The sequence below is a fragment of the Papillibacter cinnamivorans DSM 12816 genome (assembly GCF_900176335.1).
Lineage (GTDB): Bacteria > Bacillota > Clostridia > Oscillospirales > Oscillospiraceae > Papillibacter > Papillibacter cinnamivorans.
In genome coordinates this window covers 266082-277927 of the sequence record NZ_FWXW01000003.1, presented here as the reverse complement: position 1 = coordinate 277927, position 11846 = coordinate 266082, and the positions used below count along the sequence as shown (strand labels likewise).

The 11846-nt window shown below is 58.2% G+C and carries 10 protein-coding genes; 2 read left to right on the top strand and 8 right to left on the bottom strand.

The features are described from left to right. The first annotated feature begins 174 nt into the window (after nt 1-174). The gene (gene prfB / locus B9A13_RS06180) at nt 175-1299 is read left to right on the top strand and encodes a peptide chain release factor 2 (RefSeq protein ID WP_084234219.1); all 1125 of its coding nucleotides are present in this window, start codon (nt 175-177) and stop codon (nt 1297-1299) included. A gap of 88 nt (nt 1300-1387) precedes the next feature. Here the strand turns inward: prfB and B9A13_RS06175 are convergent, their stop codons facing one another. The 8 genes from B9A13_RS06175 to trmL all read right to left on the bottom strand — a co-directional run bounded on the left by B9A13_RS06175 (nt 1388) and on the right by trmL (nt 10817). Beyond that, nucleotides 1388-2083 (bottom strand): M23 family metallopeptidase, encoded by a 696-nt coding sequence (locus B9A13_RS06175; RefSeq protein WP_084234217.1) that lies wholly within the window; start codon nt 2081-2083, stop codon nt 1388-1390. A gap of 162 nt (nt 2084-2245) precedes the next feature. Beyond that, on the bottom strand, nt 2246-3415 hold the full coding sequence (locus B9A13_RS06170; RefSeq protein WP_084234215.1) for a GNAT family N-acetyltransferase: 1170 nt from the start codon (nt 3413-3415) through the stop codon (nt 2246-2248). A 111-nt stretch (nt 3416-3526) separates the two neighbouring features. Continuing rightward, nucleotides 3527-4897: an RNA polymerase factor sigma-54 gene (rpoN, locus tag B9A13_RS06165; RefSeq protein WP_084234213.1), complete on the bottom strand. Its 1371-nt coding sequence runs from the start codon at nt 4895-4897 to the stop codon at nt 3527-3529. A gap of 187 nt (nt 4898-5084) precedes the next feature. Further along, nucleotides 5085-6383 (bottom strand): phosphopyruvate hydratase, encoded by a 1299-nt coding sequence (gene eno, locus B9A13_RS06160; protein ID WP_084234212.1) that lies wholly within the window; start codon nt 6381-6383, stop codon nt 5085-5087. 6 nt (nt 6384-6389) lie between these two features. Further along, nucleotides 6390-7934: a 2,3-bisphosphoglycerate-independent phosphoglycerate mutase gene (gene gpmI, locus B9A13_RS06155; protein WP_084234210.1), complete on the bottom strand. Its 1545-nt coding sequence runs from the start codon at nt 7932-7934 to the stop codon at nt 6390-6392. A 204-nt stretch (nt 7935-8138) separates the two neighbouring features. After that, nucleotides 8139-8912, bottom strand: coding sequence for a triose-phosphate isomerase (gene tpiA / locus B9A13_RS06150; RefSeq protein WP_084234209.1), 774 nt, complete (start codon nt 8910-8912; stop codon nt 8139-8141). A gap of 56 nt (nt 8913-8968) precedes the next feature. Continuing rightward, complete coding sequence (locus B9A13_RS06145; protein WP_084234208.1) at nt 8969-10162, bottom strand: phosphoglycerate kinase; 1194 nt, start codon at nt 10160-10162, stop codon at nt 8969-8971. A gap of 145 nt (nt 10163-10307) precedes the next feature. Further along, on the bottom strand, nt 10308-10817 hold the full coding sequence (gene trmL / locus B9A13_RS06140; protein WP_084234392.1) for a tRNA (uridine(34)/cytosine(34)/5-carboxymethylaminomethyluridine(34)-2'-O)-methyltransferase TrmL: 510 nt from the start codon (nt 10815-10817) through the stop codon (nt 10308-10310). A gap of 213 nt (nt 10818-11030) precedes the next feature. Between trmL and proB the strand changes: the two genes are divergently transcribed. Next, on the top strand, nt 11031-11840 hold the full coding sequence (gene proB, locus B9A13_RS06135) for a glutamate 5-kinase (RefSeq protein ID WP_084234206.1): 810 nt from the start codon (nt 11031-11033) through the stop codon (nt 11838-11840). The last annotated feature ends 6 nt before the right edge of the window (nt 11841-11846 follow it).

Genomic DNA, 11846 nt, shown 5'->3' with positions numbered 1-11846 from the left:
GATGGCAATAGCACTTCTGACGATATTTCCCGCTTCCGGGGTCGGGGAACCGGCGGTGCGGAACCGAATCCGCTTTACACGCCGGCCATTTTCGGATATAATAAGCTTCGCTTTACTAAGTGGGAGCCCCGGCGGAACGGAACCCCGGCGGCGCAGAGAAGGAATGAAACGGCAATGATAGAATTCGACGAATATAAAATTAAGCTCCAGAATCTCGGCCCTGACCTGGAGGATCTGGGGCAGGCTCTGGACCTGGAAGGCGCCCGCCGGGAACTGGCCGCGCTGGAGGAAGAGAGCGGAAAAGAGGGCTTCTGGAACGACCTGGACAATTCTCAGAAGGTGCTCCAGAAGAGCAAGCAGCTCAAAGACAAGCTTGCGCATCATGCCCGCCTTGTCCGGGAGTGGGAGGATCTTTCTGTCCTCTGCGCCATGGCAATAGAGGAGGACGAGGACAGCCTTCTTCCCGAGCTGGAGGAGGGTTACGCCAAACTGGAGAGCGATCTGGAGGAAGCGAGGATGCAGACCCTGCTCGCTGGGGAGTATGATAAAAACAACGCCATACTGTCCTTTCACGCCGGCGCCGGCGGCACCGAGGCCCAGGACTGGGCCCAGATGCTCTACCGCATGTATGTCCGCTGGGCCGAGCGCCACCGGTTTTCCTACAAGGTGCTGGACTATCTGGACGGGGACGAGGCCGGTATAAAGAGCGCGGTCATTCTCATTCAAGGGGAAAATGCCTACGGATACCTGAAAAGCGAGTCCGGGGTGCACCGTTTGGTGCGTATCTCCCCCTTTGACGCCTCCGGGCGCAGGCACACCTCCTTTGCGGCCCTGGAGGTGATGCCCGAGATCGGGGACGAGGTGGAGATCGACATCCGCTCAGAGGACCTGAAGGTGGATACCTACCGTTCCGGCGGCGCCGGTGGACAGCACGTAAACAAGACCGAATCCGCCATCCGCATCACCCATATCCCCACCGGGATCGTGGTGGCCTGCCAGAACGAGCGCAGCCAGCACCAGAACCGGGAGGTGGCCATGCGGATGCTCCGCTCCAAGCTGGTGGAGATCAAGGAGCGGGAACACCTGGATAAGATCGAGGACATCAAGGGCGTGCAGAAGGCCATCGAATGGGGCAGCCAGATCCGCTCTTATGTTTTCATGCCCTATACCCTGGCCAAGGACCACCGAACCGGCTTTGAATCGGGCAATATTGGGGCCGTGATGGACGGCGACCTGGACGGATTTATCAACGCCTATCTGAAGGCCCAGGCCACCGGCAACTGGGCGGTAAAATCCTGAACCGCTCCTCTCCTGAAATAATAAATATCCCCGGACGATTTCGTCCGGGGATTATTGTTTGTGTTTGGATAAAGCGGCATTTTGCTTTTTACCGTTCCGGCAGATACTCCATGGGATCCGCGGCTACGCCGTCCTTTCGCAACTCAAAGTGCAGGTGCGACGCCAGGGCGCACTCCGCGATTGCCGTGTTCCCCACCGCGCCGATCACATCTCCGGCGGAGACATGGTCGGATGCCTCCACGGTGGGCGTGGCCTGAAGATTGGCGTATACGGTGGTAACTCCGCTTCCGTGGTCGATGACCACCGTGGTTCCCATGAGGGGATCGCTGATCACCTGCAAAACGGTGCCGGAACTGGCCGCCGTAACTTCCGTACCCAGGGCGGCCGCGATATCGATGCCGCCGTGGGTGCGCCAGTCGTCCATGGTTTCGTTATACTGAAGCTTCGTTACGCTGAAAGCCGTTATGATTTCTCCCCGTAGAGGCCAGACTACCACCGCAGGGGTAACGGAAATCTTGGACGGCTTGGCGGTGGGAACCGGTGTGGGTGCCGGAGCCACCGTGGGCGGAGCCGCAGTGGGCGCCGCGGTGACAACGACGGTGGCCGCGCCTCCCGCGGCGTTTGCGTCGTCCGTAGCGCTGAGACTTTGTCCTCCGGTACCGTTATTCGAAAAGAGCAGCAGATAGCCCGATATTCCAATTGCCGCCACGCATAGGAACAGGACTATGTAAAAGCCCTTTCCGCCGAAGAAGTCCAGCAGCTTTTCGGTATTCATTTTTTTCATTGGTTGCACCTCCGAGGATATTATTGACTGCACGCCCCGGAGATATACACCAGCGGAGGAAATATTTCTGCTGTCCGTAAAGAAAAAAATAAGGCCCCACGGGCGGAGGACAGACCGCGCGCGGGGCTCTTTGTACATGGGAATGGGTGCGGCCGCATTTTCTTACAGCTTTTTTTCGTAGCAGAAGAACTTGCCCTTGCGAAAGTATACCGTCCCCGCCCTTCGATACCCGGAAGATTCATACAGCCGCAGCGATATGGAATTCTGGCTGAAGGCGTCCAAGCGGACGGCTCCGTATCCCAAAGATCGGGCCAGTCTATCCATTTGCCGGAGCATGTCTTTTCCCACACCCGTCCCCTGGAGCGCCGGGGCCACGCAGAGCCGGTGGAATACGCAGGCCCGTTCCTCCCGGTAAAGCCAGTCGGGCTCCCGGTATTCCGGCAATTGAAATTCGTCCAGCGCCGCCATGGCGGCAAGCCGCCCGCCGCGGTACAGAACATGGAGTGCGCCGGCCCGGATATCTTCCCGGAAATCCTCGCCGGTGGGATAAAACTCGTCCCACTGCGCGATCCCCGCCGCCGTCAGAGTATCTTTGGCCGCCGCGCCCAGACGCTCGATATCGGGCAAATCCGCCTCCGTTGCCGTGCGGAACAGCTCCCGGGGCTCTTCCTCGCCGTCGGTTTCCTCCCGGAAAAGCCACCGGCTCAGAGAAGGGAGATCCTCCGCGATATAAACGTAGGGAAAAGCGGAAAACGCTTCCCTCGCGGTGGTTCCCGTCAGAACGGCGGCAAAGTCGACCCCCGCGTTCTGCGCCGCCCGGGCGTCGATGGTGGTGTCTCCCACGTACAGAACCGGGCCGGCGGCCCCCAGCAGGGAAATTCCCAGGCGGATACCGTCCGGGTCCGGCTTGGGAGCCTTGACCTTTTCCAGACCGATCACACAGCCCACGAGATCGGATTTGCCGAGTCCTGCCAGAAAGTCCACGATCCGGTGACTGTACTTGGTGCTTACGATGCCCGCGGGAATCTTTCTTTGGCCGAGCGTCTCCAGCAGCGCCGCGGCTCCTGGCAAAAACCGGGTGTTGGGCACCATCACCTTGTCCGCCATGGCCACGAAAGCGTCGTGAAATTCGCTCCGGTGCCCGGGGTCCGTATCCCCCGTAAGATAGGTGTAGCCGTCCGGCAGCGTCATGCCGATGGTTTGTCGGATGGCGTCCCGGGCGGGCAGGGGGAGCCCCATTTTTGAAAAGCCGTATTCATAGCTCTGGAAAATCCCCTCCGACGCGTCGGCCAGGGTAAAGTCGAAATCAAACAGCAGGGCGGAATACTTCATATGTTACCTCAATAATAAAAGATATAGCCGGCCGATATGGCCGGCTGAAAGGATGCGGTTTTGCCGATCGGCTGCGGCTTGATCTTGAAGATATCCGCCGCCGGCCGCCGGTTATTCGTACTGCTTTCTCCCGGCGGTGCTGGGAATTCCCAGCTCGTCCCTGTATTTTGCAACGGTGCGCCGTGAGATCTCCAGGCCGTCCTGCAGCAGAAGCTCTGAAAGTTTTCGGTCGCTCAGCGGCTTCTTTTTGTTTTCCTCTTCGATGAGCTTTTTGATGCGGGCCTTGGCGTGGTCCGGGGAAAGGGCACTGGAGCAGCCCGAAGTGTTGCTCAAAGCCCGGGAGAAGAAATAGCTCAGGGGGTATACGCCGCTGCTGCACTGAATATATTTGTCCTTTACCGCCCGGCAGATGGTGGACTCGTGCAGGCTGAGCCGGGAAGCGATATCGGCGAGGGACATGGGGACAAGATGCCCCGGTCCGAGACGGAAAAAGCTCTTTTGGATGTCAAGGATACACTCGGCGCAGCGAAGCAATGTGCTCCTGCGCTGCTCGATGCTCTTTACCACCCATTTGGCCTGCCGTACTTTTCCGCTGAGGTACTCCTTCACCTCGTCCTCTTCGGTCTCCTTCAGCAGGCTCCGGTAATAGCTGCTGATGTTGAGGGTGGGGAAAAAGTAGTCGTTGATGAGCAGTTCGAAATGATCCGGAAAATTTACGACAAAAATGTCGGGATTGATGTAGATAAGATTTTCCCGGGCGGAAAATCCGGCTCCGGGCCGGGGATTCAGGCCCTTGATGAGGGCGCACGCCGCGTGCACCTGCTCCGCGGAAACGTTCAGCTGCTTCGCGATCAGGCCGAAGCGGTTTTTCCCCACTGAATCCAGGTGTTCCCGGATGATGGCTCTGGCAAGAGAATAGTCTCCCTCCCGCCGGTCCAGCTGAAGCAGGAGGCATTCCTGCAGCGAGTGCGCGCCGATTCCCGCGGGATCCAGGGACTGGACCAGCCGCAGCGCTCTGGCCGTGGTTTCCTCCGGGATGCCCAGCCGTTTCGCGATGGCAGGAACGTCCTCGTCCAGATAACCGCTGCCGTCCAGGCTCTCCACAATATAATTGGCCGCGCCGCCGATATCCGGGGGCAGATCCATCAGCCGGAGCTGGGACAGAATATAAAAATACAGATTGTCCTCGTTGTCCGTCTGGCTGCCGTAAGCGGAGATGGGATCGACAGTGTCCTCGGTGTCCATCTGGTGATAATAGCGGTTTTGGGAATCCACCGACTCCAGCCATTCCAGCTTCCGTTTAAGCAGGGAAAACTCATCCTGCTTTTTGTAGGTCTCCTCCACTTCGATGGTGGGATTTTCCTGGACCAGTTCCTCCACATAGTCCAGCAGCTCCTGGGATCCCATCTGCAGGATCTCCATGGATTGAAGCATCTGGGGCGACAGGGTTGTCGTCTGCTTCAGATGCATATTCAGCTCCATACGCCACCTCCGCTCATCCGATGTACTGTAAAGACAATGGAAAAACAAATACCCGCACCGGAAACGGTCCTGCGGTAACCCTTAGTATATACCATTCTCTCCTTTATGTAAAATGGTGCAATTTCCATGGACAGGCCGCCGCTGGAAATCCGACGCGGCCTTTCCGCCGATGCGCATCTTTTCGGCGTCACCGGCCCAACTGATAAAAGGCGCTCTTTCCGAGATATACCGCCGCGTCCCCCAGCTCCCCTTCGATGCGCAGAAGCTGATTGTACTTGGCCACCCGGTCGGTCCGGGAGGGCGCGCCCGTCTTGATCTGCCCGGCGTTTACCGCCACGGCGATATCGGCGATGGTGGTGTCCTCCGTCTCTCCCGAACGGTGGGAAACCACTGCGGTGTAACCCGCGCGCTTGGCCGTCTCGATGGTGTCCAGAGTTTCCGTCAGCGTTCCGATCTGATTGACCTTGATGAGGATGGAATTGGTGACCCCCATTTGGATTCCCCGGGAGAGCCGCTGGGCGTTGGTCACGAACAAATCGTCGCCCACCAGCTGGATCTTGCCGCCCAGCGTGTCGGTGAGCATCTTCCAGCCTTCCCAGTCCTCCTCGCCCATCCCGTCTTCCAGAGAAACAATGGGATACCGGGATGCGAAATCCTTCCACATCTTGACCATCTGGGCCCGGGTAAGTACTTTGCCCGCCTTGGGCAGCTTATAGGTCCCGTCCTCCTGGTACCATTCGGAAACGGCGGGGTCCAGGGCGATCATGATATCTTCCCCGGGCCGGAAGCCTGCTTTTTCGATGGCTTCCATAATAAGCTTCAGCGCGTCCTCGTCCTTTTTCAGATTGGGGGCGAAGCCGCCCTCGTCGCCCACGCCGGTAAAGCCGCCCGCGGCGGAAATCACCTTTTTCAGGTTGTGGAACACCTGGGCGCACATCTGAAGCCCCGTGGCAAAGTTCTCAGCGCCCACCGGCAGAATCATGAACTCCTGGATGTCCACGTTGTTGGTGGCGTGGGCTCCCCCGTTGAGAATGTTCATCATGGGGACCGGCAGGGTTTTGGCATTGACCCCTCCGATATAGCGGTACATCGGCAGCCCCAGGGAGTTTGCCGATGCCCGGGCGGCGGCCAAAGAAACAGCCAGGATGGCGTTCGCTCCGAGCCGGGTTTTGTTTTCCGTGCCGTCCAGGCGGATAAGCGCCCGGTCCAGCTCGGCTTGACGCAGTGCGTTCATGCCCAAAATTGCCTGGGCGATTTCCCCGTTTACATGGCCCACAGCCTTTAAAACGCCCTTGCCCAGATACCGGTTCTTGTCCCCGTCCCGGAGCTCGCAGGCCTCATAGATCCCCGTGGATGCCCCGGAAGGTACCGCGGCCCTGCCGACGGAGCCGTCCTCCAGGGTTATCTCCGCCTCCACCGTGGGATTTCCCCGGGAGTCCAGGATCTCTCTGCCAAGAACGCCGGTAATGGTATGTTTCTGGTTCATAACCGATCACTCCTTTTCAGACTTCGATGCGTGAGATGTGACGATAAGAGTTTCTCCGTCCATTTCAGACGGTTTTTTTAAACCCAAAACGTCCAGCAATGTGGGCGCAATGTCCGCAAGTCTTCCGTTTCGTACGGGGGCCCGGACGCCGTGGATGAGAAAGGGCACCGGGTTCGTGGTATGAGCCGTCATGGGGGAAACGCCGTCCGGCTCCAGCATGGACTCCGCGTTTCCGTGGTCCGCCGTGAGGATGGTGATGCCGCCCATGTCCGCCGTGGCGGCCACCACGCGGCCGACGCATTCGTCCACCGCTTCCACCGCGCGGCGCGCCGCGTCGAAGACGCCGGTGTGCCCCACCATGTCGCAGTTCGCGAAATTGACGATGACCACGTCGTATTTTCCGCTGGAAATAGAGCGGACCGCGGCGTCCGCCACTTCATGTGCGCTCATTTCCGGCTTTAAGTCATAGGTGGCCACCTTGGGGGAGGGGATGAGGATTCTGTCTTCCCCCTCGAAGGGCTCCTCGCGTCCGCCGTTGAAGAAAAATGTCACGTGGGCGTACTTTTCGGTTTCGGCGATGCGAACCTGGGTGAGCCCCAGGCGGCTGATGTACTCCCCGAAAATGTTTTCCAGCGGTTCGTGGCAGTAGGCCACCTGAATGTTGGGCATAGCCGCGTCGTACTCCGTGAGGCAGACGAAGCAAAGCGGGAAAAACCCCTTTTTTCTGGGGAAATGGGAAAAGGCGGGGTCAACCAGAGCGCGGGTGATTTCCCGTGCTCGATCCGGCCGGAAATTGGTAAAAATCACCGAATCTCCGGGGGAGATGGTTCCCTCCTTAAGACAGACCACGGGTTTCACGAATTCGTCGGTGACTCCGGATGCGTAGGAAGCCCTGACGGCGTCCTCCGGGTCCGGATTCTGGATCCCTTCGCCGTATACCATGGCCGCGTATGCCTGTTCCACTCGGTCCCACCGGTTGTCCCTGTCCATGGCATAGTACCGGCCCATTACCGTGGCGATCCGCCCGACGCCCAGTTCGCCGCAGGTCCGTACGCAGTCGCTGATAAAGCCCGCCCCGGAGGTGGGGGAAACGTCCCGTCCGTCCAGAAAACAGTGAAGGTATACGCGGGTCAGCCCCTCCTGCTTTGCCATGCGCAGGAAGGCCCAAAGGTGGGTGATGTGGCTGTGGACGCCGCCGTCGGACAGAAGTCCCATGAGATGCAGCGCGCCTCCGCCCTTGCGGCAGGCGCGCATGGCGTCCAGAAACGCGGGATTTTTAAAAAAGGAGCCGTCCTCGATTGCCAGGGTGATTCGGGGCAGGTCCTGAAAGACCACGCGCCCGGCACCGATATTGGTATGTCCCACTTCGCTGTTTCCGATCTGTCCCCGGGGCAGGCCCACGTCCAGCCCGGAGGCGGCAAGCCGGCTGTGAGAGCACTCTGCGAAGAGACGGTCCAGATTAGGCGTGTTGGCCGCCTTGATCGCGTTTCCTGTTGCCGCGTCGCCAAGCCCGTAACCGTCCATAATAATGAGCGTACTGGGAGTTTTCATATTTACCTCTATTCTTTTGCGGGAACCTCTTTGCCTAAGGAAAACTGATATTGATATCCCATAAAAGGGCGGATAAGATTTGCAAGCAAATTTTTTGTCCTGCAAGGCCGAGAAGGAGAGCGGGCTGACGTCCGCCGACGACGAGAGGGCGGCAGGGCGGAAAATGAACCGCAAAGATGTCTGATTATTAATGGGATATTAGTATTACTCCTGGTTTGCCGCGTTGATGATGGCCGTAAAATCGGAAGCGCTGAGGGAGGCGTTCCCAACGAGCCCGCCGTCGATATCCGGCTGGGACAGGAGCTCGTAGGCGTTTTCCGGGTTCATGGAGCCCCCGTACAGGATGGTAACCGAGCGGGCGATCCGGGCTCCGTAAAGATGCCGGATCGTAGCCCGGATTTCGTTGCAGATCTCGCCCGCCTGGGCGCTGGTGGCGGTATTTCCGGTGCCGATTGCCCATACCGGTTCATAGGCGATCACAACCCGGCGGAGCTTGTCTGCCGAGATCCCGGCCAGAGCGGCCCGGACCTGAAGGGATACCAGCTCCGCAGTTAGCCCCAGCTCGCGCTGCTCTTCAGTTTCGCCCACACAGATGATGGGATACAGACCCGCGTCCACGGCGGCCCGCGCCTTTTTATTTACCATAAGGTCGGTCTCCCCGAACTGAGCTCTGCGCTCGCTGTGGCCGACGATTACATATTTTGTGCCGGCGTCCTTCAGCATGGAGGCGGAAACCTCCCCGGTATACGCGCCTTCCGGAGCATAATGGAGGTTCTGCGCGCCCACGGAGAGACGGGTGTCCTTGAATGACTTGGCTGCTGTGGGAATATTGACAAAAGAAACGCACAGGACGATTTCGCACCACTTTGCCTTGGGCAGGAGGGTCTTCATCTGATCGGCGTATATACGGGTTTCCGTAGCCGTTTTATTCATTTTCCAGTTGCCGGCAATGATGGTTTTACGGTATCTTCTGTTCAAACTAAGTACTCCTTTCCATTGCTATATACGCAATGCCGCTCAGGGCGGCTTTGTGTTTACTGATCCATGAGGCAGGCGATTCCCGGCAGCTCCAGTCCCGCCAGAAACTCCAGGGAAGCGCCTCCGCCCGTGGACACGTGGGTCATTTTGTCCCCGAATCCCATCTGGTCCACCGCGGCCGCGGAATCGCCGCCTCCCACCACGGTAACGGCGCTGCTGCCGGCCATGGCGCTGGCGACGGCCCGGGTCCCTTCGGCAAAAGCGGGGAATTCGAAAACGCCCATGGGTCCGTTCCAGATGACCGTTCCGGCCGTATGAATTGCCTTTGTGAAGATCTCAATGGTTTTCGGACCGATGTCCATTCCCATATAGCCTTCGGGAATATGTAGAGCCTCCACGGTCACGGGGACGGCGTCGGCCGAAAACTCCTTCGCGGCCAGGGTATCCACAGGGAGAAGAAACTGCACGTTCTTATGCTTTGCTTTTTTCATGATCTCCCGGGCGAAATCCAGCTCGTCCGTTTCGCACAGGGACTTCCCGATGTCTCCGCCCTGGGCCTTGATAAATGTATATGCCATGCCTCCTCCGATGAGAATCGTGTCGGCCTTTTCCAGAAGGTTCACGATGACGCCGATCTTGTCCGATACCTTGGCGCCTCCCAGTACCAAAACGAAGGGATGCTTGGGATTGGTGAGCACGCCCCCCATGATTTCAAGTTCCCGGCTGGCAAGAAGGCCCGCCACGGAGGGGAGATACCGGGTGACGCCCACGGTGGACGCGTGTGCCCGATGGATGGTTCCGAATGCGTCGTTCACATAGATATCCGCCATCGAAGCGAGCGCTTTTGCAAACTCGGGGTCGTTCTTTTCTTCCCCTTTCCAGAAGCGGAGGTTTTCCAGCAGCATGAGCTGGCCGGGCTTCAGGGAAGCTGCCATGGCCCTGGCGTCTTCTCCCACGGCGTCCTTCGCCATGGGGACGGGTCTGCCGAGCATCTGGGAAAGAGTGTCTGCAACGATGGACAGTGACAGTTCGCTTTTATATTCTCCTTTCGGCCGTCCCAGGTGGGAACAGAGAATAACGGATGCGTTGTGGTCCAGAAGATAGCGGATGGTGGGCAGAGAAGCTACGATACGCGTGTTGTCGGTGATTTTGCCGGTTTTCTTGTCGCAGGGAACGTTGAAATCGCAGCGCAGGAGGACTTTTTTTCCGGTTACATCAATATCTTTCACCGTTTTTTTACTGTAATTCATCGTGCGGACTCCTTTGTATTTCAATCTGCTCTCTTTAAAAGAGAGTAAAGGATTTGCTGCGGTAAGCGGGACCTTGGGGCGCGCGGATCGGTTGAAAATACCGGGAACCTTTGATTTTCGTTAAAAGACGGCTTGACTTGCCGTATCATAAAACAACCTGCCGGCTTCCGGCAGGGCGCATCTCCCCCTCTTGGCACAGGCCTGGGAAGTCAAGTTGTCGCAAAGCTTCATAGACGACGACGGCGACGCTGTTGGCGAGATTCAGGCTTCTTGCCTCTGCGAACATGGGGATCCGGATGCAGCGATCGTAATGGGCCGTCCGCAGCGGCTCCGGGAGTCCCGCCGTTTCCTTTCCGAAAAAAAGGTAGCAGCCGTCTTCAAATTTTGCTTCCGTATAGGGGCGGGGAGCCTTTGTGGAGGCGAGCCAGAGATTTTTTTCCGCTCCGGTGCGGGAAAAGAAATCCGGGAGGCTGTCGTATACCGACAAATCCACGAGATGCCAGTAGTCCAGCCCCGCTCGCTTCACCGCCCTGTCGCTGATGTCGAAGCCCAGGGGGCGGATCAGATGAAGGCGGCTCCCCGTGGCCGCGCAGGTGCGGGCGATATTTCCCGTGTTCATGGGAATTTCCGGTTCCACAAGAACAATATTCAGCATGAATAAGGTCACCACTTTGTTTCCGGCGGTAATATATGGACTTTCGCGTCTAATACATTCTAATCTAATTGCTGGACAAATTCAACAGTATAAGTGAGGTTATTCTTAAATTTCGTGCTTTATTCCATAAAAAAGTTGTGTTATTATGGGAAATAGCCAAGACGCCGGAATTCCCCGGCTTCTGGCGCGTAGAATGAGCAAGGTGGTATCAAAATGGCGGGCACGGGAAAACTCAGACGCATTGTGGTGAAGGTGGGCACGACGACCCTGACCCGGGAAAACGGCAGCGTCAACTTTCGGAATATGGACCTTCTGGCCCGGATTTTATCGGATATTAAAGGCATGGGATATGAGATAATCCTGGTGAGCTCCGGAGCCATCGGGATCGGTGCGGCCAAGCTGGGCCTGAAGGAACGGCCCTCGGAGCTTCGGTATAAGCAGGCGGTGGCCGCGGTGGGCCAGTGTGAAATGATGCACCTGTACGACAAATTTTTTGGGGAATACGGCCAGACGGTGTCCCAGATCCTCCTCACCGAGGAGGACGTGGCCGAGACGCATCACCGGGAAAACCTGATAAACACCTTTCAGGCCCTCCTGGACATGGGCATCATCCCCATCGTCAATGAAAACGACTCCGTGAGCTTTGCCGAGATCGAGTCCGGGCACAACAAGGTGTTCGGCGACAACGACACCCTTTCGGCCATCGTGGCGGTTTTGTGTAAAGCCGATCTGCTGATTCTCATTTCGGACATCGACGGGCTCTACGACAAGGATCCCAGGATCCATCCGGACGCCTGCCGGATCCCCGTGGTGGAGAGCATCACGGAGGAGATCCGGAGCCTGGCAGGCGGCGCGGGAAGCTGCTGGGGTACCGGGGGAATGTGCACCAAGCTGAGCGCCGCGGAGATCGTCATGGCCCGGGGGATCGATATGGTGATTGCCGACGGCGGCGAAATGGAGAAACTCTATCCGCTCCTCCGGGGAGAACCCGTGGGAACGGTGTTCCAGGGAGCGAAATCATGAGGGAGG

Coding starts and splice junctions, on each gene's coding strand:
- rpoN (WP_084234213.1), bottom strand. CDS start 4,897: ATGGAGCTGAATATGCATCTGAAGCAGACGACAACCCTGTCGCCCCAG.
- prfB (WP_084234219.1), top strand. CDS start 175: ATGATAGAATTCGACGAATATAAAATTAAGCTCCAGAATCTCGGCCCT.
- eno (WP_084234212.1), bottom strand. CDS start 6,383: ATGAACCAGAAACATACCATTACCGGCGTTCTTGGCAGAGAGATCCTG.
- B9A13_RS06175 (WP_084234217.1), bottom strand. CDS start 2,083: ATGAAAAAAATGAATACCGAAAAGCTGCTGGACTTCTTCGGCGGAAAG.
- B9A13_RS06145 (WP_084234208.1), bottom strand. CDS start 10,162: ATGAATTACAGTAAAAAAACGGTGAAAGATATTGATGTAACCGGAAAA.
- trmL (WP_084234392.1), bottom strand. CDS start 10,817: ATGCTGAATATTGTTCTTGTGGAACCGGAAATTCCCATGAACACGGGA.
- proB (WP_084234206.1), top strand. CDS start 11,031: ATGGCGGGCACGGGAAAACTCAGACGCATTGTGGTGAAGGTGGGCACG.
- gpmI (WP_084234210.1), bottom strand. CDS start 7,934: ATGAAAACTCCCAGTACGCTCATTATTATGGACGGTTACGGGCTTGGC.
- B9A13_RS06170 (WP_084234215.1), bottom strand. CDS start 3,415: ATGAAGTATTCCGCCCTGCTGTTTGATTTCGACTTTACCCTGGCCGAC.